The organism is Chlorobiota bacterium (assembly GCA_016700335.1).
Lineage (GTDB): Bacteria > Bacteroidota > Ignavibacteria > OLB7 > OLB7.
Map to the genome: position 1 here is coordinate 2164938 of CP065014.1, position 25912 is coordinate 2190849.

The 25912-nt window shown below is 29.6% G+C and carries 17 protein-coding genes; 9 read left to right on the top strand and 8 right to left on the bottom strand.

The window, feature by feature from the left end:
- Positions 1-7: 7 nt before the first annotated feature.
- On the top strand, positions 8-1273 hold the full coding sequence (locus IPP08_08895; protein ID QQS65885.1) for a DUF445 domain-containing protein: 1266 nt from the start codon (positions 8-10) through the stop codon (positions 1271-1273).
- A gap of 102 nt (positions 1274-1375) precedes the next feature.
- Positions 1376-5476, top strand: coding sequence for a T9SS type A sorting domain-containing protein (locus IPP08_08900; GenBank protein ID QQS65886.1), 4101 nt, complete (start codon positions 1376-1378; stop codon positions 5474-5476).
- A 73-nt stretch (positions 5477-5549) separates the two neighbouring features.
- Here the strand turns inward: IPP08_08900 and IPP08_08905 are convergent, their stop codons facing one another.
- The 5 genes from IPP08_08905 to IPP08_08925 form a co-directional block, all read right to left on the bottom strand.
- On the bottom strand, positions 5550-6341 hold the full coding sequence (locus IPP08_08905) for a lamin tail domain-containing protein (protein ID QQS65887.1): 792 nt from the start codon (positions 6339-6341) through the stop codon (positions 5550-5552).
- A 128-nt stretch (positions 6342-6469) separates the two neighbouring features.
- Positions 6470-7933: a glycosyltransferase family 2 protein gene (locus IPP08_08910; GenBank protein ID QQS65888.1), complete on the bottom strand. Its 1464-nt coding sequence runs from the start codon at positions 7931-7933 to the stop codon at positions 6470-6472.
- A 134-nt stretch (positions 7934-8067) separates the two neighbouring features.
- Positions 8068-8562, bottom strand: coding sequence for a hypothetical protein (locus IPP08_08915; GenBank protein ID QQS65889.1), 495 nt, complete (start codon positions 8560-8562; stop codon positions 8068-8070).
- Positions 8563-8668: 106 nt separating this feature from the next.
- Entirely contained in the window at positions 8669-9871 is a 1203-nt protein-coding gene (locus IPP08_08920; protein QQS67863.1) for a sigma-54-dependent Fis family transcriptional regulator, read from the bottom strand.
- 52 nt (positions 9872-9923) lie between these two features.
- The gene (locus tag IPP08_08925; protein ID QQS65890.1) at positions 9924-10325 is read right to left on the bottom strand and encodes a cobalamin B12-binding domain-containing protein; all 402 of its coding nucleotides are present in this window, start codon (positions 10323-10325) and stop codon (positions 9924-9926) included.
- 120 nt (positions 10326-10445) lie between these two features.
- On the opposite strand from IPP08_08925, the gene IPP08_08930 reads away from it, so the two are divergent.
- The 5 genes from IPP08_08930 to IPP08_08950 all read left to right on the top strand — a co-directional run bounded on the left by IPP08_08930 (position 10446) and on the right by IPP08_08950 (position 15681).
- Positions 10446-11348: an acetaldehyde dehydrogenase (acetylating) gene (locus IPP08_08930; protein ID QQS65891.1), complete on the top strand. Its 903-nt coding sequence runs from the start codon at positions 10446-10448 to the stop codon at positions 11346-11348.
- Between the two features lie 212 nt (positions 11349-11560).
- A complete protein-coding gene (locus tag IPP08_08935) occupies positions 11561-13012 on the top strand; it encodes a glutamate--tRNA ligase (GenBank protein QQS67864.1) in 1452 nt (483 codons plus the stop codon).
- A gap of 9 nt (positions 13013-13021) precedes the next feature.
- Positions 13022-14401 (top strand): T9SS type A sorting domain-containing protein, encoded by a 1380-nt coding sequence (locus tag IPP08_08940; protein ID QQS65892.1) that lies wholly within the window; start codon positions 13022-13024, stop codon positions 14399-14401.
- 28 nt (positions 14402-14429) lie between these two features.
- Positions 14430-15353 (top strand): AAA family ATPase, encoded by a 924-nt coding sequence (locus tag IPP08_08945; protein ID QQS65893.1) that lies wholly within the window; start codon positions 14430-14432, stop codon positions 15351-15353.
- Positions 15354-15390: 37 nt separating this feature from the next.
- Positions 15391-15681, top strand: a complete 291-nt coding sequence (locus IPP08_08950; protein ID QQS65894.1) for a hypothetical protein — start codon at positions 15391-15393, stop codon at positions 15679-15681.
- Between the two features lie 281 nt (positions 15682-15962).
- On the opposite strand, the gene IPP08_08955 is transcribed toward IPP08_08950, so the two are convergent.
- The 3 genes from IPP08_08955 to IPP08_08965 form a co-directional block, all read right to left on the bottom strand.
- A complete protein-coding gene (locus tag IPP08_08955; protein ID QQS65895.1) occupies positions 15963-16955 on the bottom strand; it encodes an OmpA family protein in 993 nt (330 codons plus the stop codon).
- Positions 16956-17167: 212 nt separating this feature from the next.
- Positions 17168-18151 (bottom strand): GTPase ObgE, encoded by a 984-nt coding sequence (gene obgE, locus IPP08_08960; protein QQS65896.1) that lies wholly within the window; start codon positions 18149-18151, stop codon positions 17168-17170.
- A gap of 218 nt (positions 18152-18369) precedes the next feature.
- Positions 18370-19764 carry a hypothetical protein gene (locus IPP08_08965; protein QQS65897.1) on the bottom strand — a complete coding sequence of 465 codons (1395 nt, stop codon included), beginning with the start codon at positions 19762-19764 and terminating at the stop codon, positions 18370-18372.
- 180 nt (positions 19765-19944) lie between these two features.
- Between IPP08_08965 and IPP08_08970 the strand changes: the two genes are divergently transcribed.
- Positions 19945-23442: a T9SS type A sorting domain-containing protein gene (locus IPP08_08970; GenBank protein ID QQS65898.1), complete on the top strand. Its 3498-nt coding sequence runs from the start codon at positions 19945-19947 to the stop codon at positions 23440-23442.
- 217 nt (positions 23443-23659) lie between these two features.
- On the top strand, positions 23660-25912 hold the full coding sequence (gene purL / locus IPP08_08975) for a phosphoribosylformylglycinamidine synthase subunit PurL (protein ID QQS65899.1): 2253 nt from the start codon (positions 23660-23662) through the stop codon (positions 25910-25912).

The following is a 25912-nucleotide window of genomic DNA, read 5'->3' on the forward strand; positions in this document are numbered from 1 at the left end:
TTTAATTATGCTAAAAGAAGTAAAAAATGAAAAAGAAATTGCGTTAAAAAAAATGAAGTTATTTGCAACTTCTATTTTTATTTTAATGGCTTTAATTTTCATTACTACCCTCCACTTTGTTAATATTCCTTTTATTGGTTATATTAATTCTTTTGCTGAATCTGCAATGGTAGGTGCTTTGGCTGACTGGTTCGCAGTTGTAGCACTTTTCAAACACCCATTAGGAATCCCAATTTGGCACACAGCAATTATACCAAAAAAGAAAAAAGAAATTGGGAAAAATCTAGCTTTTTTTGTTGAGTCAAGGTTGTTATCAATTGATGCAATTACTAATGAATTAAAAAATGTATCTGCTTCAAAATTTATAATAGAATTTATTTCAGTTGAGGCTAACAAAGTAAAAATTACAGATTTTGTATCCGATGGAATTTTATATTTTCTGAATCAAATTGATGATTCAATAATTAAGAAAAAAATTTCTAATTTAATCACAGAAAAATTAAACAATTTACAACCAGCTCCCTTGTTTGCTAAAGGATTAGATATTTTAATCAAGAATGGCAAACATGAAATTTTTATTAATAATGGGATTAATTTTTTAAGCGAATGGTTACCTACTCATAGACAAAGAATTAAAATTATAATTGAAAATTATCTAGAAAAAATTTTAAAATGGGGGAGTAATTTAGTTCCAGATACTTTCGTTGAAAGCATTACTGAAAAAGCTTTAGAGACAATAATTGAGCAATTAAATGAAGCTCAGAAAGATAAAAATCACGTTTTAAGAGTTTCAATTGAGGAAAAATTGAATGAACTTACTCTTAACCTTGCCACCAATCCAGATTACTCATTACAACTAAATGAATGGAAAAATGGTATATTAAACAACAGTAATCTAAAGGATAGTATTGATAGTTTATGGGATAAATTAAAATTATTAGTTATTGAAGATTTAGATTCAAATGATAAATCCAAAATTAAAAATTCAATTTTACAATTTTTAGAAAATTTCCAAAATAAAATCGCAATTGACCCTAATTTGCAAAGCAAGATTGATGATTCATTTAGGAATGTTGTTGTAACAATCATAAAAGAAAATCATACAACTATTGGCAATATGATAAATAAAGTTATAGATTCTTGGGATGAAAAAAAATTATCTTATGAAATTGAAACTAACTTAGGTCGTGATTTGCAATTTATTAGATTAAACGGAACCATAATTGGTGGATTTGTTGGGTTGTTAATTCATTTTATTAAAGGATTAATTTGATTATTGAATAATTAAGAATATTTTTGTTTTAAATTAGTTGTCTTTTCATTAGTTTAGGTGTCTTTATTAGTTATCAATCATAAACTTTTTCTTATAAAAAACATGAAAAATAATTTTTTCATTTTACTTGTATTGTTATTTGTATCATATTTTAATACTAGTTTTTCGCAAAGCGATGGTGGTATAAAAAATTTAGGAGCAACTGCATTAACTAATTCTGGCAAAGAATTCTATTTTTCTTTACCTGCCAATTGGGAACAAACTTCAGCAAGCGTCAGATACATTAGGCTTTATATTACTTCTGGAGTCAAAACAGAAGTAAGCATCTATGCTGGAACAAGTTTAAAGAAAAAACTTTACACTGTCCCTTATGATATTGTAACTTATGATTTAAGCCCAGAAGAAGCTCAAATTTATAAAAGGAATGATAGAACTCCTTTGCCAGAAGATTTGAAGTACGAAAAGAAAGCTATTAGGATACTAGCAAAACAAGCTATTGTAGTTTATTGTATTAATAGAATTTCCTTTACAAGCGATGGAATTTTGGCTTTACCAGTAAATGGTTTAGGAAAAGAATACATGGTTGCAACTTCTCCTAATTTTGCAACTGCATTACAATTTTTACCAGCTGAAGTTAAAATAACTGCTCCATTTGATGAAACATCAGTTGTTATAACATTACCTGAAGGAAGCTCAACAGTTTCTCATGATGCAAAGGATGGATCTTTTACTGTAGAGTTAGATAAGGGTGATGTGTTTGCAATGATGACAAAAATACCTGCAATAGATATTTCTGGAGCAATTATTACTTCGAATAAGCCTATATCCGTAATTGCGGGACACATGTGTACATATTTACCAACTTTTCAATATCCAGCTTGTGATTATCTTGTTGAGACAATGTTGCCTATTAGTGCTTGGGGTAAAGTTTACCATTCAGTTCATTATGCAACTAGAAGAAAAGGAGATTATTATAAGATATTTGCAGGAGAAGAAAATGCAACTATTTTTATTAATGGCAAGAAAAATGGTATTATTACAAGAAAAGGTGGCGGCAACGGAACAGGATTTCTTGAATATCTTCCACCAGATATTAACCCAGTAGAAATTATTTCAGATAAAAAAATATATGTTGGTCAATACAATAACTCACAAACTTATGATGGTGTGCCAAGTGATCCATTTTATTTAATGCTAACACCATTAGAACAATATCAAAAGCAATTTGTGTTTTGTACTCCTGCAGCAGATTTCCCAAAAAATTACATTAATGTTGTATGCGATTCAGTCGGATTTTATGATTTAGAACTAGCTCCTGGAGGTAGTAATAATTTTAAAAAAATGACCGATTTGTATGATAACACATTCCAGATTTTCCCAACTTTAATAAATGGAAGAAGGTATGTTGGGAAAACTTTCTTGATTCAACCTGGCACTTACAGAGTTCGTTGTAGTCAACCTTTTGCAGCATATATTTATGGTTATGGTGAGTTTGATTCTTATGGTTATCCGTTATCAGTAGCTACAGGTGACTTAAGTTCGCTGGATAAAGATGCCCCAGTAATTGATAAAGTATTTGATTGTGGCAATGTAAAAGCAACAGTAAAAGATTACCCAGATGATCAGAATGTAAGAAGTAATTTGTCTTCAATTGATTTAGATCCTGAATCATTTAACTATGATTTAGTTGTTGCTGATTTCGTTCCTGGTGTATCAAGAACCACTACATTAGAATTGAACCCAATTGATAAAACTCAACAAGCACATGCAATTATCGTTATGTCAGATATGGCTGGAAATTTTAGCCTTGATACTGTTGATTACAATCCGGTTGACGTTGATTTAACTCCAAAACCAATAGATTTTGGAGAGACATCCAACGGTCAAAAAATTACAGCTAAAGCAGTACTTAAAAATTTATCTTTCGATGAATTACAAATTAAAAGACTTTATTTGTTAAAAGGAAATGTTGGTTTTAAAATAGTTTCACCTTTAGGTACTTTTAAGTTATCTCCAAAAGGAAGTGGTAAAGATACTGTAATAGTAGATTTAGAATTTATTGGTACAAAAGGGGGGAATTATGAAGATTCAATTCTAGTTGAAGGTCTCTGTGCTGGAAAAAGTTTAACTTTATTGAAAGCATTTATAGGTGAACCAATAATTAAAGTTAGTGATAAAAATTTTGGAACTCACATTGTTGGCACAACAAATAGAGATAGTATTTTCATAACAAACATTGCTCAAAATGGTCCTCAATTAGTAATATCAGGAGCAACTGGTCCATTTGGGAAAAATTTAGATGATGTATTTTCATTACCAAACGGATTTCCAGCATTCCCTTTAAAACTCAAACCTAAGGACACAGTTTACCTAAAAGTTAATTTCAAACCTAATGAAGTTAAGGATTATTTAGATTCAGTAGTTTTTGCAAATAATGCACCATTTAACGTATTAAATGATAGTGTTGGAATTCTACAAGGTAAAGGAGTTCAACCTCAATTAATTGCCACTGATTATGATTGGAGGAGAAGAAGAGTTAAAACTGGATGGTTCCCTGCTAAAGTCTATTTAGTAAATTTAGGAACATCAAATTCTCAAGTAAATGGTGTTAGTTCTTATGTTGGAGATACTTCAGACTTTAGGTTAACATCAGCATCTTTAGCTAAATTAAATAATCTAAATATAAATCCAAAAGATTCTATACCACTGGATGTTGAATTCAATCCATCTGTTAAAGGCAATAGACAAATGATTATCAATTACAATGTTATTGTTGGAGGAACTGATGTTAAGTCAGTGTTGAAAGGAATTGGAACTTATCCATTTCTAGCAACAAAAGACTATGATTATGGAACTTTGATTGTTGGTGAAAAAACTGAGAATAAACGAATTGTTGAATTTTGGATTCAAGGAGACCAATTTTTTGATTCAGTAACAATTACTAAATTCGATTTCACAAATACTCCAGAAGGTGATTATAGAATGGCAAACGTACCTTCACTACCAATTACTATGAAAATAGGTAGTAATGATACAGTTCGATTAGAGGGGTATTTCAATGCAAAAGTTGGAGGAATTAGATTAGCACAAGTAAAAGCTGTAACTCGTGACAATGTTGATACAACTTCACATTGGAGCGGTGTTGGAATAATAGACGGATTAGAAGGCATTGGAGTAGCATTCCCAGATTTATGTGCACCAGCAGATTCACTTTTAAATGCAGTATTAACAAATACAGGTCAAACTCCAATTACAATCGACAGCCTAAGTTTATCAGGTTTAGGAAGTGAATTCTCAATTGTATCTCCAAACCCAAAACTGTCTTTTACAATTCCTGTTGGGGGCAAGCAATCTGTTCAAATAAGATTCAAACCATTTACCAAAACTAAACAAAATGGTAAGTTGTTGGTTCATTATGGTTCACCAAAATCTCCACTTCAGCTTGATGTTAGTGGAAATACAATTGAAGTTGCTGCTTTAATTTCTGCAACTCTCACAGGTGATTTTGATAAAGGTACAAAAGGTGAAATTGGTGGTGAAATTATTGTACATGTAAAATTTGATCAACTTCCTACACCAAAAATAAATTTACTAGGTGGTTATACTGTTATTTTCAGATATGATCCAAGTGAAGTTGATCCTCAAAAAGCTAAAATAATATTAGGAAGAATGAATGGTACAAATGCTAAAGCTACAGTTAATCCATTATCAAAGGATGGTGAGTTAGTTATTGACGTTACTGGTATTGGAGAATTAAATGATATAGAAGAATTGATTGCTGTTCCTTTCAATGTTTTATTAAATGAGAATTTAAGTAGAAATATAGAAGTTTCTTTACTGTTAGCTGGTTTAGGATGTGCAACTATAAATAAGGTTACACCTGTTATTGATATTGTACCAGTTTGTGGCTTAAAATCAAGGTTGATTGAATTAACTAATAAAGTTTACTCACTAAAACAAAATGTTCCTAATCCATTTAATCCATCAACTAAAATTGAATATTCAATTGGATTAGATGGAAACACTGAATTTGTTTTAAGGGATATGAGTGGGAAAATTGTAAGTAGATTGCTTAAAACATATCAAAAGCCTGGATCATATGAAATTACATTAGATGTTACTAACTTACCTTCTGGTAATTATTATTATTCAATTTATTCGGGTGCTTGGAGTGAAACTAAAATGATGACTATTGTAAAATAGTTTATTGATCAACAATTTTATTTTTAGAACAAAAAGACCGTGATAAAAAATTATCACGGTCTTTTTTTTGTTGTTAATTTAAGATAAATTTACCAATATAGTGTTGATTTCCAAATAACAAATCTACAAAATAATTGCCGCGTAAGAATTCATTTATACCTAAGTTAACTCGTAAATCATTTGATAATAATAAATTTTCTTTGATTAAAATTCCTAATTCATTATATATGTAAATATTTTTTCTGCCATATAAATTTGGTAAATCAATAGTAATAAATCCATTAGTCAGATGAGTAACAATGTGTAAATAAAAGTTGTTTTGATTTTTGAAATCGATACTTAACAGTTTTGAAGCTTTACAAATACTTGTAGAATTAAATATCCAATTCGATGAATCTGATGCTGATTGGGTTAAAGAAATTCTTTGAAGAGAATATTTAAAACTTGAATTTCCTTTTTTACCCCAAGTATCTTTATAATAAAATGCTTCTGAAACATTCCTCTTATTATCAAGAATAATAATACTATCTCCACCAGTATTGTTAAAAGAATTCCATTTAATTATTGGTTGAGTTAACTTGCAATCAAAATCAGGATAAGCTCTAGTGAAACCTAGAGAATCAGCTGTAACAATTGCGTATGAATATGGTGCAATATTGCCGATAGAAAATTTTACAAATTCTTTTCCAGCATTATCTTTCACATACCAATCAGTTACATTAACTGTTGATCCAGAATTGTTGTACAACTCGAACCATTCTGGCTCTGGGTCGTTTGGAGAGTACATAAGTTCAGTAATTAAGACTTGCGATACAAGAAGATTTGTACATACAATGAATAATAAGGCGAATAGGATTAATCTCATGGCTTTAAGGTAATAATTTAAGGTTAAAATTTAATAAGTAACTTTAGGGAAAATCTTCAATTCAAATATACTTGTAATTCTTAATTATTTAAAAAATAATTAAAAATATTATTTGATATAACTCAAATCTACGCTCTTGAAAATGCGTGTCTTAAAGACAAAATACTATTGTATAAAAAACCTGATAGAAACAATAACTGAAAAGGAACAACAGAAATTTCTAATTTACTTAGAGCATAAACTATTGATATTAAAAAATAAACTGATAAGATTAACTCTATTACAGTATCAATTTTAATTTTATTAAATTTATAACTACTACCTTGCCATTTATCATTTTTAGAGATTATATTATACTTTGGTGTTCTAGTAAATTCTGTTTTCTTACCTATAAGCCCTTCAATTACAGCTCTAGAATTATTTATTGCCAAACCAGTCATTCCAGCCATAAAAATTGGAAATAAAAAAATTCTTTTTACCCAATCTTCGTGCAAATCTTTTTGAGCAGAAATATATAATGCAAAAGAAGCCATTGAAACTAAAATGCCAATGCTTAGAATATCTAACCACAAATGAAGTTCAGGATGATTCAATTTAATTACAACCATTGGTAAACCCATTAAAGCCATCATTAAAACTAAAGGGAAAATTCCATTTGCAAGTAAATGAACTGAACCATAAAGTTTTAAACGAAGTGGAATTTTTGATGACCATACGTTTCCAATATGTTTTTTAGCAGTTTCAATTGCACCTTTAGTCCACCTGAACTGTTGACCTTTCAAGCCATTTATTTCACTTGGTAATTCAGCTGGTACAAAAACATCATTTAAATAAATGAAATTCCAGCCTTTCAATTGAGCTCTATAAGATAAATCAAGATCTTCAGTTAAAGTATCTGCATGCCAATTCCCAGCATCTAATATACACTTCTTACGCCAAATTCCTGCCGTACCATTGAAATTAATAAATACTCCAATCCTATTTCTTACTTGTTGTTCAATAGCAAAATGAGCATCAAGTGCAACGGCTTGAATTCTAGTAAGTATACTATAATCTTCATTTAAATGTTCCCATCTAGTTTGAACTAATCCAATTTTATTATCATTTAATAAATATGGTAAAGTTTGCCTAATGAAATCTTTACTTGGAAAAAAATCGGCATCAAAAATTGTTACAAATTCTCCTTTACAAATTTCTAAGCCTGCTTTTAAGGCACCAGCTTTATAACCATCTCTATTTAACCGATGAATATGTTTAATATCTAAACCTAGTAGAATTTTTTCTGAAACTAATTTAGAAATTATTTCCACAGTATCGTCTGTTGAATCATCCAAAATTTGTATTTCTAATTTATCATTTGGATAATTAAAATTACACACAGCATCTAAAATTCTTTTTACAACATGGTGTTCGTTATAAATAGGAAGTTGAATAGTTACTATTGGCAAATCCGAATCTGTTGGTAATTTTAATGAAACTGGTTTGGAAGGCTTAGTGTTATAATAATGCCAAACTAATACCGCTGTGTGAAATCCAAATAGTAACAGAATGAATAATGCTCCTGAATAAATTGTAAGTACTAGAATATGCATCTAATTATAATAATCAAAAAATTTGTCGGCAAAAATATAAATAATATTGACTTAATGAGTTAAAGTTTAATCTTACATAATCAGAACTAAATGAAATTTATAAAATTAAATATGAATTTCAAACGTGGAATTAATTACCATGCCGATACAATTTCAAGTAAAATATCATTGGATATTTTTTTCATATTTTGCTTTAATGCTTCAGTTTCTCCATTACTTCCAGAGGAAACTGGGTACTGAACGCTAGAGTAAAAAGCTTTGTCTTTGAAAACATTCTTCTTTTTAATATTATCTATAAAAGTTGCTCTAACTTCCATTGTAACCAACCTTGTTGTCTCGTATTCTCTACTGCTTACAGCTAATCTTTCGTTAGCTCTAATAACCGTAATAACTGTTTCTAATTTTGAATCAGGGGATGAAGAATTAGATATTTTTAGTGAATTATCATCTCTAAAAGCTGCAATCAAAATTTGAGTTAAATCTTGCCTAACACTTGGTTTTGCGAAGCCACTTATATCTTCAGTAGAGGCCAACTCAATATTTTTTAGATAATCAGGTACAGAGCCCCCTTTAAATGAATAACAAGAGCAAACTAAAACAATTAAGAATAAAAAATAATATTTTTTCATTTTTTAAAAAACTAATAAAATGAAAATTTGGAAAAGTAAAAAGTAAAAACTAAAAATTGATGAACAATGAAAGTGATTAGTTAAATAAATAAATAAATAATTTTTTTTATTCAAAATCTGGTTCAGTATCATCTTCTTCTTCAAGAGAATAATCTATCAACTTTCTATAAAGTGTTCTTTCTGAAATACCTAACAACTTAGCTGCCGCTCTTCTGTTTCCTCTATTTTTCTCTAATGCTATTAATATGGCTTTTTTTTCTAATTCTGTTAAAGATAAATTCTGTACTTCATTTTTAAATATCTGTTCAGGATTTGTTTCTGGAGATGCTGGTAAACTGGGTACTTGCTGAGATAAATTGGCTAAAGTAGAAACTGTTTTTAAAACAACTTGCTTAAGTTCAACAACTTCGTTTCTAAGTTCCAAAAGAGTTCTATAAATTAATTCTCTTTCAATTTGTTCTGCATTAACACCTTTTAAATGTATTAATGCAGCTGTATTTGGATTATTATATACTTCTTGAGGTCTGGGTAACTTATCTATATGATTGGCAATTATTGTTTCATTAAGTTCATTCCCTTTTTCTAAAGTAATAATCAACTCAAGGAAATTTTTTAATTCTCTAATATTACCATACCAAGGATACTCTTGAATTAATCTAATACCTCCAGGAGTGATACCCAAATAAGCAATTCCTAATTTTTTAGATGCATTAATAGCTAAATGATTTATAAGAATTGGTATATCTTGCCTACGTTCCCTAAGCGGTGGAAGTGATAACTGAGCAGACCTTAAACGGTAGTACAAATCACTTCTAAATTTTCCTGATTCAACAGCTTTTTCTACATTTACATTAGTCGCTGCAATTATTCTAACATCAGTTTTCTTTAAATCATTTGATCCAACTCTACTATATTCCATTGTCTCCAAAACCCTCAATAACTTTACTTGAGTGGATAATGACATTTCACCAATTTCATCAAGAAAAACTGTACTACCATTTGCAGATTCAAACAATCCTTTTCTAATATCTGAAGCTCCTGTAAATGCTCCTTTTTCATGTCCAAACAATTCTGATTCAAGTAATGTTTCTGGTATTGCTCCACAGTTAATTGCATACATCCTTTTTGAAGACCTATTGCTAAGAGTGTGAATTGCTTGAGCAAAAACCTCCTTACCAGTACCACTTTCACCAATAATCAAAACACTCAAATCTGTAGGTGCAATTTTTTTTAATGTATTTACTGCCTCAGTTATTTGTGGAGATTCACCTATTATACCAAGATTTTCTGTAGTCAATTTACTTAAAATTAAAATTCATATTTTTATTAAATATTGAAGCTTTAAAAGTGCTTCTTAAAAATTATTTATTTTTAGAATACCATTCTTTTATATAGTCAGCAATTTCATTTGTTGAAGCACCTGGAGTAAATAGTTTTCCAACTCCTATTTTGTTTAACTCTGTTATATCATCTTCTGACATAATTCCTCCCCCAGTTAACAACACATCGTTTAGCCCTTTTGACTGCATAAGATTCAATACTTTTGGGAAGATTGTCATATGAGCTCCAGATAATAAGCTGATTCCAACAACATCTACATCTTCCTGCAAAGCGGCTTCAGCAATCATTTCAGGTGTTTGCCTAAGTCCGGTATATATAACTTCCATACCATTATCTCTCATTGCAGCAGCTATTACCTTAGCTCCTCTGTCATGTCCGTCAAGTCCAGCTTTTGCTATTAAAACTCTAATTGGTTTGTTCATAATGATTTATTATTTTTTAATATGCAAATTTAATAACCTCAAAACAAAAAGCACATATAATTTATGATTGATTTTGAATAACTTTGTAATTGAAATTTATTAACTATCAAAAATTTTAATATGTACTGTGCAATTATTGGTTCAGGAAACATTGGAACTGACTTATTAATTAAAGTTATTCGACTAAGTAAAAATTTAAAAGTAGCTCTTTTTGTTGGAATTGATCCAATGTCAGATGGTTTAGATAGAGCAAAAAAAATGGGAATTGAAACTTCACATTTAGGTGTTGATGGTCTAATAAATCATCATCTCTTTGATAAAATCAAAATTGTATTTGATGCAACATCTGCTGCGGCTCATAAAATAAATGCAGAAAAGTTGGAACAATTTAATAAAATTTTAATTGATTTAACACCTGCTGCAATAGGACCAATGGTTGTTCCATGTGCTAACTTAAAAGATTATTTTAATTCCAAGAATGTTAATATGGTAACTTGTGGCGGACAAGCAACAATTCCAGTTGTTTATGCAATTAGCAAAGTAACCAAAGTTAAATATGCTGAAATTGTAGCTTCAATAGCTAGCAAATCTGCGGGTCCTGGAACTAGAGCAAATATAGATGAGTTTACTGAAACTACTTCTTATGCTATAAAAAAAATAGGTGGAGCTGAAATTGGAAAAGCAATCATTATACTTAACCCAGCAGAACCACCATTAATAATGAGAGATACTGTTTATTGTTTGATTGAAAAGACAGATAATATATTAGTGAAACAATCAATTGAAAAATATGTGGAATTGGTTTCAAATTATGTACCTGGTTACAAAATGGTAAAGGATCCTGTTTTTGAAGATGTCAATGTTTTTATACCTGGATTTGGCAATTTTGATTGCACAAAAGTTACAGTTTTTCTAGAAGTTAAAGGGGCTGGTCATTATCTTCCAGAATATGCTGGCAATCTAGATATAATGACTAGTGCAGCTTTACAAGTTGGAGAACAAATGGCTCTTGCAAATGATTAGTTAATTTTTATTAGATTACAAATTCATCTGCATTTTTTTTCATAATAAATTCTAAATTAATTTTTTTTGATTATAATTTATTAGAAATAATCTTAAGAATTAATTTAGAATTAAATGACTTAATCTATTTTTTTTAAGAATATCAAATTTTCTTTTATCTATTATTATCTTTGCCGTAATTATAATACTTTCATTCATTAAATTATTAATTTATTTTGGTTAGAGTTCGATTTGCACCTTCACCTACAGGATTACTGCATGTTGGAGGATTAAGAACAGCATTGTATAATTATCTTTTTGCTAAACATTTAGGTGGTACTTTTATTCTCAGAATTGAGGATACAGATCAAACTCGTTTTGTTGAAGGTGCTAAACAAAATATTATTGATATGTTTAAATGGGCTGGTATAGAGTTTGATGAAGGTCCTCACGTTGGAGGAAATTTTGGTCCTTATCATCAATCCCAACGAACTGAATTATATAGAAAGCATGCCGAGATATTAATAGAAAGAGGTACTGCGTATTATGCATTTGATACTCCGGAAGAATTGAATGCAATGAGAGAACGCCAACAAAAATCTGGCATAGCTCCAATGTATGATAGAAGCTCAATGAGAAATCAGTTTACTCTAGGAGATGAAGAAACCAAAAGACTAATTGATTCAGGTGTTTCTTATGCAATTAGATTGTTTATACCACTTATTGGTGAAACACGAACATCAGATATGGTTCGAGGTGAAAGTGTTTTTGCAAATAAAACCTTAGATGATAATATCTTACTTAAATCCGATGGTTTTCCAACATATCATTTAGCAAATATAGTTGATGATCATTTGATGGAAATCACTCACGTTATTAGAGCAGAAGAATGGTTACCTTCTTTACCAAAGCATATAATTCTTTATAATGCTTTTGGTTGGGAACCTCCGAAGTTCGCTCACCTTCCACTTCTATTAAGTAAAGAAAGAAAAAAATTATCTAAACGCGACGGAGATGTTTCTGTTATAGATTATAAGAACAATGGTTTTCTCCCAGAAGCACTATTAAATTTTGTTGCATTGTTAGGTTGGAACCCAACAGCTGATAGAGAAATCTTCACTTTGGATGAAATGTGCCAATTGTTTGAAATGGAAAAAGTAAATAAAGCAGGTGCAATTTTTGATATAGATAAATTGAATTGGATGAATGGGATGTATTTAAGATCTTTATCAATTGAAAGATTGACTACTGATTTATTGCCTTATTTAGAGGAAAATGGATTTCATAATGTTGACCCAATTTATGCTGGGAAAGTTATGAATCTAGTTAAAGAAAGAATTAATTTTGTTCATGACGTTCCAGTTTTTGCAGATTATTTATTTGGTGATGTGAAAAGTTTTGATTCAGATTATGAATTAAAACATTGGAAAGAAGATACAACTAATCATGTGATTGAGTTAATAAATAGATTAGATCTAGTTAGTGAATGGTCAACTCAATTCATAGAAGAAGTAGTCAAAAAATACGCAGAAGAATTAAACATAACTGCAGGTAAACTTATTCACCCATTGAGAATTGCAATAACTGGAAAAAAAGTTGGTGCTGGTATGTGGGAAACAATGGAAGTTCTTGGAAAAATATTAACATTAGAAAGGTTAAATTATTATGTTAAAAATAAATTATAAAATTTGTAAATGAAAATTTTACTTTATTCATTATTATTTGTAATAGTATTTGAAAATTGTTTTTCACAAAATGATGGGAAACTAATTTGGGAAAGATTTATTTTAACTAATAATTCATATTCAATTGTTGAGAATGTATCAATGTTAAGTGATGGGAATGCTGTTTTTACTGGTGGGTTTAACGATGCATTTCATTCAGCTGTAATTAAAGTAAATGTTGAAAAAGGTGAATTTGGTTGGACACAAGATAACATTGAAGAGTTTCCTGTTCTTTTAAAAAAAGTAAAACAATTTTCTGATGGTTCTATTAATGCAATTGGATTTGCTTATCCATCCGATACTATTTTAACACCAAGACCTTATCTAATAAAACTAAATCAATTTGGTGACAAACTAAGTTCATATGTTAACACACTTGAAAACTATGCTGTAAGCGATCTAGCTCTATTTCAATTTGATAATAACTTAGATAAATTTTATGTTGTCTCAGTAGATTCAAAAAATAATAGATTAGTTAATTTTTTTAAATTTGGATCCTCTGGTGAATTACAGTTGAAACTTCAGATTCCGATTTCAAGTAGTTTAATTTCAAAAGCAATTACTCAAAATGATCAAGGTGATTTGTTATTATCTATACAGTCAGATTCGTTAAGGACTTACTTAGTTGATACTAAGAATAATTTAACATTGACTTCAGTTATCTCTAATAATTTTAATCAATGTTTTTTAACTTTGTTCTCATCTGGTTATCATTACCTTTTTTCAAAATCTCAAAATGGTTTTTCTAAATATGATGTAATTGATAACTTCAACAAATTAAAAATTACTGATAATGTGGTGAGTGTTCCTGAGACATTACCAAATTATTTTAATGGATTAACTTACAAAAGAGTCAATTATTTAGTTGGATATAATCAGCTTATTTCAAATAAAAGAGATAAAAGATTTTTAATTAGTGGATTTGATGAGGATATGAAGTCAAATTTTCAATTTTCTTTCGGGAAATCAAACCAAAACAATATTCTTAATTCTATAATAAAATTGTCAGAAAAAGAATTTTTAGTTGTTGGAGAAAGAGGTTTTGAAAATGATTCCATTACTAAAATGATGTATCTAGCTAGAGTCTCTTTAGGTGTTAAAGTTGGAGTTAAAGATGTCAATTTGAATTCTTCTCAAACAATGTTATATCCTAATCCTACATCTAATTCAATTAGTATTTTAACTGATTCGAAATTTAATTTAATTGAAGTTTACAATTCTATTGGAATAAAAGTATTTTCAACATCTGAAAAAAGAATTGATGTTTCAGAATTATCAAATGGAACATATTTTATGAAATTGATTTCTAACGATTTTAATGACATGAAATCATTTATAGTAAAAAAATAATTTATTCATTTTACTAATTTACAAAATTTTGGTATTTCCTTTTTCAGCCATAGTTGCTCAAGATAACTTAAAAAAAACATTACTACTTTTAGCAGTAGATCCTAAGATTGGAGGTGCTTTGCTAATGGGTGAAAGAGGTACTGGTAAATCAACTCTAGTACGATCGTTAGCTGAAGTAATGCCAAAAAAAAATAATAAGATAATTCCAGTTATTGATTTACCATTGGGTGCAACTGAAGATAGAATTATTGGTACAATTGATATTGAACATGCATTAACTTCAGGAGAAAAAAGATTTGAACCTGGATTACTAGCAAAAGCAAATAATGGTTTTCTTTATATAGACGAAGTTAATTTATTAGAAGATCATTTAATAGACTTACTATTAGATGTTGCTGCAAGCGGTGAAAACATTGTTGAACGAGAAGGAATATCTGTAAAACATGAAGCAAAGTTTGCTTTAATTGGAAGTGGTAACCCTGAAGAAGGTGACCTTAGACCTCAGTTATTAGACCGATTTGGGTTGTTCTGTATGGTAAATTCTGAAAAGTCAATAACAAATAGAGTTGAGTTAATTAAAAGAAGATTTGAATTTGATAATAACCCTATAGCATTTAAAAAGAAATGGGAATTTGAAAACCGTACTGTTCTTAAAAGAATTAGTAAGGCTCAAAAATCAATAGATAAAATTTTGTTAAATGATGAAATTCTTGAAACAATTGCAAAGTTGTGCGTTGATCTTGAAGTTCATGGGCATAGAGGTGAAATAGTAATAACTAGAGCAATAAAGGCAAATGCAGCCTTAGATAACAGAGATCAAGTTACATTAAATGATTTGTTTGTGGTTGCTCCTTTGGCTTTAGCTCATAGAACAAAAAATGACCCACTAGAATCAATGAGTGAATTAAGTAAGATTGAAATTTCACTTAAAAAATTAAATCAAATTAAATAAATAGATTAAGTTTTTATAAATAATACTATATATAATTATGTCTTTATCTTTTGATTTTGTTTGTAATATAAATATTGATGGTACTATTGATATCCCAAAGGATGTTTTAGGAAGATTAATCTCTAAGGGTATTAATAAATTAAATGTTACCTTAACTTCATATTCAAATGATGAGTTATTGATTAAAAGAGGAATAACAAATGAAGTTGTAATTAAAGTTTCTGAGATTCAAAAATATGACATTGATATTGCCAAAATGATATTATCAGCTGAAGGATCAGTAAGTGATCTAGAATTTGAAAATCGTTTAAAAAATGGGATATTTTAAAAAAAATAGTTTTTTATTATGATATAATCTTTATATTTGTGTAGGGGTATTTCTTTATATCTTTTAGGGTGGATATTTAGAATAGACAAGGTTGCGTATTTTTAGGGTGAAGCGCAATTTCAGATCATTAAGGTATTAACTAGTACAGAGCCTGCGTTTTTGGGTGAAACGCAGGCTTATTTTTTTGCTAAAATTTAACAAAAAAAAGCGTTTCAACTTAATTATGTTGAAACGCTTTTATAATATTTTGATGTAATTAAAATTAAATATTAAACTCTAATTTATTGTTTAATAAATTCAGGGCAATCAGTTTGAACAGCTACAGTTATTCTTCTATTTTTCTTTCTTAAAATTTCTAACTCTTCTTGATTCATGCCCTTTGCTTGTTTAGAATTTGGTATTGGTTCTTGAACTGCATTAACTTTGCTTCCATATCCTTTAGTTCCAACAATTTTTTCTGGTGCAACCCCATTATCGATAAGCCATTTTTTTGTAGCTTTTGCTCTAATATCACTTAACCTTTGATTATTTTTTTCATTACCTTCACGAGAAGCGTGACCTTCAACAACTACTCTAATTTCTGGGCATTGATCTAGATATTCTTTCATTTTGCGTAACTCAGCTTCTGTTTCATTCATCTCCAAGTTGAATTTATCTGTATTCTTATAGAAGAATACATTTTGGAAATCAAGTTTCTTTTTAAACTTACCTTTTGGTGGTGGTATTGGTGAAGAAGGACAACCTTGTTTTTCTTTAACTCCTTTAACCAATGGACACTTGTCTTGACCATCAATAACTCCATCACCGTCTGTATCAGGATTTAAAGGATTTGTTTTTGTAATAGACAATTCCTCAGCATCTGTTAACCCATCTCCATCTGTATCTGGCTTAGTAGGATCAGTTTTATATTTTTTTACCTCGTCGCCATCTGGTAATCCTTCTCCATCTGTATCAACTTTTCTAGGATTAGTTTTATAGATTTTAACTTCTTCTGGATCTGTTAACCCATCTCCATCAGTATCAGGATTTAGTGGATCTGTATTAAATACACATTCCTTTCTAGTGTTACTAACTTCTTTGTCATTTGTTACTATTTGCCTTCCTTGAGCAGGTCGAATTGTAGATGTTGATGTAGAACCATCTGGATTTTTAGCAACAGTTGTTGTTGTCTGTGGTTGTTGAGAATAAGCTGAATAGCTTACAAAAACAAGTGATACAAACAATACTAATGGTTGAGTTAAAAATCTTTTAATTTTAAAATTCTTAATGGACATTGAAATAAAAATTTATTATTTTTGTATTGTATTTTCTCTTCTGTATTAAATTAGTTTCAATATTAATTCAATTTATTTGTAATAACAATTAGATATTCGTTAATAATTGTATCAAAAAAGAATTAACTTTAAAATAAGTGCATTGAGTTTGGAAATACAATATTAATACTCAATTAATAATAGTAGAAAATAATGTTTCAACCAATTTGATATCAAATTTTTTTGATACTATGATACATTAAAGCTACTAGTTCATTAACATTTTCACCAGACACTGCTGAAATTATTAATGGTTTTTTTCTATTTATTCTGATTTTTTCAACCTCTTTTCTTTGGTCATCATTCATAGAATCTGATTTTGTTATACAGATAATCCTTTCCTTTTCGAGCATATCTGGGTTGTATTTTTTCAACTCTTTTAACAAAATTTTGTAATCATTATTTTTATCTTCACTCAATCCATCCAATAAAAAACATAGTGCTCCACTTCTCTCTACATGCCTTAAGAATTGATGTCCTAATCCTTTACCTTCACTTGCTCCTTCTATCAAACCAGGAATATCTGCAACGGCAAAAGATTGCCCTTCGCCAACTCTCACTATACCGATATTAGGGATTAGTGTTGTAAATGGATAATCAGCAATTTTAGGTTTAGCAGCAGAAATTCTTGAGATTAGAGTTGATTTACCTGCATTAGGAAAGCCTACCAAACCAATATCTGCCAACATCTTTAGTTCAAGTCTAATACTTCTAGACTCACCAAGTTTACCCTTTTCAGCATATCTAGGTGTTTGCATTGTTGATGTAGCAAAATTGCTATTACCTCTTCCTCCAAACCCACCTTTTGAAACTACAAAGACTTGGGCATGTTTATCAAAATCAGCTATTACTTGATTTGTAATAGCATCATAAATTAATGTTCCAACTGGTAATTGAATTTCTATATCCTTTCCATTTCGTCCAGTTTTTCTTGCACCCATTCCTGGAATGCCATTTTCTGCAACATACTCCCTTCTGTATCTAAAATCCATTAATGTTCCAATGTTAATATTTGCAATTAATATAACATCGCCACCACGTCCACCGTCACCTCCATCAGGTCCTCCTTTTGGCACATGTTTTTCTCTTCTGAAACTTATTGCTCCCCCTCCACCATTTCCTGCTTGAACTAATATATCAGCTGAATCTATAAACATTTTTGTTTTATTACTTTTGGTTTAATTTTAAATTTAATCCATCATTTGGATTTCTCAAATATCTGCTATTATTACTAAAGGTAGGATAATACTAATTTAATTTACTAATATTAATTATAAATAGTTTTAATTCTTTTAAATTATTTGAAAGGTATATTTTTTTAAATTATTTTTTCGTGAATTTAATAGATAAAGAAATTGGTTAATTTATAAACTATTTATTTGAACCAAGAGTAAATTGCTTTACCTAATCTTAATGGAATAAAAGAGTTTGGATCAATTCCTTGTTTTAAACAAATCAAATCAATTTTTGTTAGAGCTTCATCTAGTGTATCAGAATCTTTTAACTTATTAATAAAAATATTATATTCGTTTTCATGATTTTTAAATATCATAGCTAATGTTTTTTTAGAAATACTCTCATCTAACTCCTTAATAACTAAATTCTTTTTTGAATTTTTTAATATCTGTGAAATATCATCTTTGTCTCTTTGTGATGTATCATTATATGAATTATTAATTTCCAAAGGGAACTTATTTTTATCAGTTTTTTCTTCATCAATCTCATTTAACAACAAGTTATCTAACAAATCGGATTGTTTTTTTTCAATATCAATGTTAACTTTATTATCATTAACAATTTCATTATTTGGGTTAATTGTTGATGAATCATTTAAGGGAATTGAATCTTTATCAATATCGTTTATTAACTCCAATTTATTATCAACAACTTTGTTAAAGTTGTCTTCATCAATGTTTAAGCTGTTTGTTACAATGTGAGTTTTTATAACATCATTTAACTTTATATTAGAGAAGACTTCCGTAAAATCGGCTTCTGGTTCAGTATTATTTTCAATAACTTTTATAATCTCATCAATTAACTCACTCCTAGTAATTGTTTCTTTGCCGTGATTATACATTTCTTCAAGTGGTATAACTAATTTCTGAATATTCTTATCATCAAAGAAAATTATTACAGAAGTTAAAGGTATTTGCCGTTTAGTTTTCCCAACAAATTCAAACAATGGCTTCATTATATCTAATAACTGGTCTGCAGAACAATCAACTAAAATTTGATCATCGGTTTTTCTTAATATCCTTTCAAATTCTTGCGATGAAATATTCTCAAATGCTGGTTTTTCTTTTCTTTCTCTTTCTACCCACTCTAAAAAAACTTCTTGGAAATAATTGTAATCTGCAAATGGTTCTAGTCTTAAAATTACCTCATCTATAGGCTTTATAGGCTCTCCACGAAATATAAACCATTTTAATGTTGTTTGAGGTCTGCATAAATAATTAAAAGTAATTTTAACAGAAGTATCTAAAATCTTATCAAACTCTTCCCTATTAAAATTACAATATCTAAGTTTAAGTTTATCTAAATAATCCATTAATGATGCAACTTCTGGGTTTGTAAAGTCATATCTTTTATTTGTAAAATTTTCAATTGATTCTTGGTAAAGCCAATATTTAACTTCATTTTCAAAAAACTTTTTAAATCTATTTTCTATATTATCATTTTGCAATATCTCTTTTAAAGAAATACTATTTTTATTTGAATCAAACTCAGAATTTACTTGAGATATATTAAACGAAATTTCTTGTTCGAACATATTTTTGAATGATTGAAAGTAACTTTATAGGTAATTTATGTGTCAGTAATTTTTAATTTATTAATATAATTTGAAAATAAATTCGCAAATTTGAAATCGTAATTTTATATTACTAGCAAAATTATAAATTTTATATCAATTTAACTTTATTTTAACTTTCTTTTCAACAAATCCAATTTAATGATTATACATAAAATATTCTTAAAAATTGTACTACTTGTCTCATTTATAATTCCATTAAAGGTGTTATTTGCTCAACAATCAATTGAGGAAAAAGATGATCCTGGTTCTAGAATAAAGTATTATTACGAATTGAGATCTTATCCATATGATAAAATTCCACAAGGAGCACGCAGAAAAGCACTAGAGTTAGAAAAAAATTCTATTCCAACTTTTAGTCAATTAAATGAAAAAAGAAATAGTTTGCAATCCATTAAAACTTGGAAATGTATAGGTCCATATGAAGTTGGAGGTAGAGTTAACGCTATAGCAGTTCATCCAACTGATGGGAAAACAATTTGGTGTGCAACCGCAGATGGAGGAGTTTGGAAATCAACTAACAGGGGTGATAATTGGTCACCTCAAATGCAGAATGAAAATGCAATTTCAATGGGCTCTATAGCTTGTTCTAAAAGCAATCCAGATATATTATACGCTGGAACTGGTGAACAAACATCTAATATTGATGCATATGAAGGAGCAGGACTTTTTAAATCTATAGATGGAGGCAACTCTTGGCAATTAGTTGGATTAACTACTTTAGGAGCAATTTCGAAAGTTATAATTAATCCTACTGATCCTAATAAAATTTATGTTGCTTCAACAAAAAATAATGGTGGTGTTTATAAATCAGATAATTCTGGTTTAACATTTACAAAAATTTATGGTGAACCGAGTGGTGACGTTATAGCTAACCCTAAAGATTGGAATGAGATTTGGATTGCTTCTTTTTCTAAAGGTGTATTCTATTCTAATAATGGTGGCTCAACACTTGAAGAAAGAAGAATTGGAATTGGGAGTGATGGTGAAACTCTTGGTAGAATTTCTTTAGCAATTCCTAATGATGCAAGTATTGTATATGCTGTTAGCTATGAATCTAAAGGAACAGATGGAAAGTATAGTTATATTTATTCCACAGTAAATAAGGGTAAAGAATGGCAAAAAATATATTCTGGAGGGAACTTTATGGGCGAGCAAGGCTGGTATAATAATTGCATATCTGTAAAACCTGATAATCCTAAAATTTTAATTGCTGGTGGTCAAACTAGCATGGTTAGGTCTATTGATGGAGGAAAAAATTGGAATACAACCGGTAGTGGAGTTCATGCTGATCATCATTGTTATGAGTTTGACCCTTTAAATACTAATATTTTGTATCATGGAAACGATGGTGGAATGTATAGAAGTGAAAATGCAGGTGAAGGATTTAGTGAAAAAAATAATTTGTTAGCTATTACACAATTTTATGGTATTTGTATTGATCAAAAAGCAAATGGAATTACTTATGGTGGAACTCAAGATAATGGCACTGTCAAAAATTTTTCTGTCAATGCAGCTGAAATATATGGGGGTGATGGGTTTTATGTTGCAATAGACCCTAAGAATTCAAATATACTTTATGTAGAAAATCCATTTGGTGCAATAGTAAGAGTTAACCTTCAGACTGGAGAACGCAAAGGATTATCATCTGGGCTTTCTGCTGCTACTCAAGATTATGCTAATTGGTCAGCACCATTATTAGTTGATCCAATTGACAATAAAAAAATATTTAGCGGAAGAGAAAAAGTATATATTTCTTTAAATAGTGGTGATGATTGGATTGCTGCCTCACCAGTTATTAGGAGTAATGGAAAGGTTTCAGCAATTGGCATTTCATCTTTAGATAATAATATTATAGTTGCTGGAGCTAATAATGGAGCTGTTATAATCACAAAAGATGGGGGCGAGTCTTGGTCTGAAATCACTTTCAAATCTGGTATGCCAAATAGAGCAATAAATGATTTTTCAATGTCAAATAAGAATAAGAATTTAATTCTTATGTCATGTTCTGGATTTTTCACTGGTCATATTTACAAATCATCAGATCTAGGTGAATCTTGGCAAGATATTTCAAAAGGTTTACCAGATATTCCTGTTACAGCAATTACAACAGATTTAGATGATGAGAATATTATTTATGCTGGTACTGATATTGGAATGTACATAACGGTTGATGGTGGGAAAACTTGGGCATCTTTTAATGAAGGTTTACCTAGGGTTGGGGTTGTTGATCTAGAAATTTATAAGAATACTAAAACTCTAAGAATGGCTTCACATGGCCGTTCTATGTGGGAGATTGAACTTGAAAAATCTCAAACAACACCTGAAGTTGTTAAGCCAACAGGTGGTGAAGTTTGGATGGGTGGCATTCCGCAGTTAATTTCTTGGAATGGTTTTGTTGGCTCAACTTCTGTTAAATTAGAATACTCTTTAGATAATGGAGTTAAATGGGTTGAAATTGCAAAGAACGTTGGTGGAAATGATTTAAGATGGAATGTCCCAAATTATGAAAGTGAGTTTACAAGAATTAGAGTAACATCTGAGCAAGTTACTGAACAAACAGCCACAAGTAGATCATTTACATTGACTAAATTCAAACAAGGTGGCGTTATTGCTTCAGCTGGTAAGCCAATGATAACTTATGGGATAGGGTTTGATGGAGAATATTTGTATACTACAGATTTTGCAAGCAATTTAATGCTGAAACTTGATCCAAATAATTTTGAAACTAAAGAAGAAATTAAAATTAAAGGGGCTGCTAATGTAGATAGTCTGTTTACTGATTTGGCTTATTTTCCTGATAGGAAATCATTCTTTGTTCACAAATTGCAAAGTACTACTGTTGCTTCTAAAGGCTGGCTTTATGAAATGGATTTAAAAGGAAATATTAAAAAATCTTACAGATCTAATTGTGATTACCCAATTGGTTTGGCTTGGTTAGGTGACAATACTGATACTCCTTATCTACTTGCTTCAGATAGAAATGGTAAACAAGAAATTTATTTGTTAGACCCAGATAATGGGAATTTAATTGTTACTCTTCCAAGATTAAAAATTGTAGAAAATGGACCTAGGGGTGCGTGTTCTTCTCCTTTTAATAAGAACATTTTCTATCAAGTTATTACAGATTTTACAGGTGGTTCTTTACAAAAAACAACAGCTGAAGAACTTTCAGTTGAAGATGGTACTAATAAAGGATGTATTATTTCTTTAGATAATATTGGATCAAATATTAATGCTCGAGGAATTGAATTTGATCCTCGTGATAAAAACTTTTGGATTTCAGATTATAGCGGAAATATTTATAAAGTTATTAGTTGTGATAGTAAACCTATTGGTGGAGTTGAATACTCTAATATTAAAAATATACCTAAAGATGTTAAATTATTTCAAAACAATCCAAATCCATTTGCAAATAACACAAACATTTCTTTTGAAATTCCAAACTCAATGCAATGTAAAGTTATAGTTAGTAATTTGAATGGGAAGTTAATTTCAATTGTTTCAAATAAAAAATTTGAAAAAGGTATTCATAATTTAATTTTTGATTCTATCGGAATTCCTTCTGGTAATTATACCTATTCAATAATTTTTGAAAATGGCTCAATGATTACCAAAAATATGATTTACATAAAGTAAATTTAGTTTATTCAAACTTTTGCAATAAAAACCCCTTGAAGTCAGTTTACTTTAAGGGGTTTTTATTTTATATTCTCAAAATTTCACTAATTTAATTTTACCTCAATTTTATAATTTTATTTTTTTACAGATAAAACCATACTTTTAAAACCCCTTTCTTATTTTTGCAAATACAAATTAAATTCAAAAATTTTCCTACCGATTATATAATTTTTATATGTCTAATAATTTAGATTCTAAGTTAACAAACTTGCAAGACGCAAAAGACTTGGGCTTAACAGAGAAAGAATTTGAAAAGATAATTTTTATCTTAGGTAGAATTCCAACTTATTGCGAACTAGGTATTTATTCTGTAATGTGGAGCGAACATTGCAGCTATAAAAATTCAATTTCTCAATTAAAAACACTCCCTAGAAAAGGAGAAAAATTACTTGCTGAAGCTGGTGAAGAAAATGCTGGTTTGGTAGATATTGGTGATGGGTATGCAATCTGTTTTAAAATTGAAAGTCATAATCATCCTTCAGCTGTTGAGCCTTTTCAAGGTGCTGCAACAGGAGTTGGAGGTATTTTACGTGATATATTCACAATGGGAGCTAGACCCATTGCTGCTTTAGATTCCCTAAGATTTGGTGATCCAACTTTAGCTAGAACTAAGTATCTAGTTGCTGGTGTAGTTCATGGAATTGGACATTATGGGAATTGTTTTGGTGTACCTACAGTTGGAGGTGAAGTGTTTTTTGAAAATTGCTATCAAGATAATCCATTAGTAAATGCAATGGCTGTTGGAATTGTCAAAACAAATAAAACTGCTTCTGCTACTTCTGGGAAACCTGGCCTAGCTGTTATGATACTTGGTTCAAGAACTGGACGAGATGGAATTCATGGTGCTTCTTTACTAGCCTCAAGAGAATTTGATGAGTTAACTGAAAATATGAGACCAACTGTTCAAGTTGGTGATCCATTTGCTGAAAAAACATTACTTGAAGCTACTTTAGAACTTATAGAGTCTGGTGTAATTGTAGGAATTCAAGATATGGGGGCTGCGGGAATTTCTTGTTCAACAAGTGAAATGAGTTCAAAAGGAAATACTGGAATGAATATAAATTTAGATCTTGTTCCATTAAGAGAAGCAGGAATGAGTGCTTACGAAATAATGTTAAGTGAATCTCAAGAAAGAATGCTTTTGGTTCTTGAAGAAAGTGATATTAAAAAAGCAGAAGATATTTGTTCTAAATGGGATGTTCCAATTACAAGAATTGGTATCACTACTAAAGGAAATATAGTAGAGATTTATAGATGTTCTGAATTAGTTGCAAAAGTACCTGCACATTCATTAGCTTTAGGTGGTGGTGATACTCCAGTTTATGAACGTGAATGGATTATCCCAAAATATATAAATGAAGTTAGATCCTTAAATCCTATCGAATTAATTGGAAATATAAAACCTCAAATTGCTTTTGAAAAATTGCTATCTTCTTTAAATATTGCTAGCAAACATTGGGTTTATGAACAGTATGATTCTAAAGTTAGAACGAATACAGTTTATCCGTACAAAAGTTCTGCTGGAGTTGTAAGGTTAAAAGAAATACCAGGTAAAGCAATTGCTGTTTCTACTGACTGTAATTCAAGATATGTTTATTTGAATCCATATATTGGTGGAATGATTGCTGTTGCTGAATCAGCTAGGAATTGCGTTTGTTCTGGAGCTGAACCAGTTGCCATTACCAATTGCCTTAACTTTGGCAACCCTTACAACCCTGAAGTTTTCTGGCAATTTAAAGAAGCTATTAGAGGACTTGGTGATATGTGTAAGAACCTTAACACACCTGTAACAGGAGGCAATGTATCCTTTCATAATGAATCTCAAAATAGTGCTATTTTCCCAACACCTACAATAGGTATGTTAGGTATAATTGAAGATTTATCTCATATTACTACAATTGGTTTTAAAAATATTGGTGATGAAATTTCTTTGTTAGGATTCGAGAATGAAGAGTTAGGTGGTAGCGAATTATTATCCATTATTTCAGGAAAAGTTTGTGGAGATTCGCCAACAATTAATTTATTGAACGAACTAAATTTGCAAAAATGTTTGTTGGAATCAATTAGAAAAGGATTAGTAAATTCCGCTCATGATTGTTCAGAAGGAGGACTTAGCATTACTTTAGCTGAATGTGCAATTCAAAGTGGTGAAAATAATTTTGGTGCTGAAGTTATTTATCAATGTAAAGATGAAATAGCAGGATTATTTGGTGAATCTCAATCAAGAGTTATTATAAGTTATAATCATGAAAACTATTCTGAGTTAATTGAAATTGCAAATAAATATGATGTACCACTTAACAAATTGGGTGTTGTAGTTCATGAGAATTTTAAAATAAACGATTTGATTAAATCTACTGTTTCAGATATTAAGAACATTTACAACAACGCTTTTGAGAATTGTATAGAAGGTGAAAAAAATAATTAA

Bases quoted from the DNA above. Each gene is read 5' to 3' on its own strand.
- IPP08_08925 (QQS65890.1), bottom strand. From the start codon at position 10,325: ATGAACAAACCAATTAGAGTTTTAATAGCAAAAGCTGGACTTGACGGA.
- purL (QQS65899.1), top strand. From the start codon at position 23,660: ATGTCTAATAATTTAGATTCTAAGTTAACAAACTTGCAAGACGCAAAA.
- obgE (QQS65896.1), bottom strand. From the start codon at position 18,151: ATGTTTATAGATTCAGCTGATATATTAGTTCAAGCAGGAAATGGTGGA.
- IPP08_08930 (QQS65891.1), top strand. From the start codon at position 10,446: ATGTACTGTGCAATTATTGGTTCAGGAAACATTGGAACTGACTTATTA.
- IPP08_08900 (QQS65886.1), top strand. From the start codon at position 1,376: ATGAAAAATAATTTTTTCATTTTACTTGTATTGTTATTTGTATCATAT.
- IPP08_08950 (QQS65894.1), top strand. From the start codon at position 15,391: ATGTCTTTATCTTTTGATTTTGTTTGTAATATAAATATTGATGGTACT.
- IPP08_08910 (QQS65888.1), bottom strand. From the start codon at position 7,933: ATGCATATTCTAGTACTTACAATTTATTCAGGAGCATTATTCATTCTG.
- IPP08_08955 (QQS65895.1), bottom strand. From the start codon at position 16,955: ATGTCCATTAAGAATTTTAAAATTAAAAGATTTTTAACTCAACCATTA.
- IPP08_08940 (QQS65892.1), top strand. From the start codon at position 13,022: ATGAAAATTTTACTTTATTCATTATTATTTGTAATAGTATTTGAAAAT.
- IPP08_08915 (QQS65889.1), bottom strand. From the start codon at position 8,562: ATGAAAAAATATTATTTTTTATTCTTAATTGTTTTAGTTTGCTCTTGT.
- IPP08_08905 (QQS65887.1), bottom strand. From the start codon at position 6,341: ATGAGATTAATCCTATTCGCCTTATTATTCATTGTATGTACAAATCTT.
- IPP08_08970 (QQS65898.1), top strand. From the start codon at position 19,945: ATGATTATACATAAAATATTCTTAAAAATTGTACTACTTGTCTCATTT.
- IPP08_08895 (QQS65885.1), top strand. From the start codon at position 8: ATGCTAAAAGAAGTAAAAAATGAAAAAGAAATTGCGTTAAAAAAAATG.
- IPP08_08965 (QQS65897.1), bottom strand. From the start codon at position 19,764: ATGTTCGAACAAGAAATTTCGTTTAATATATCTCAAGTAAATTCTGAG.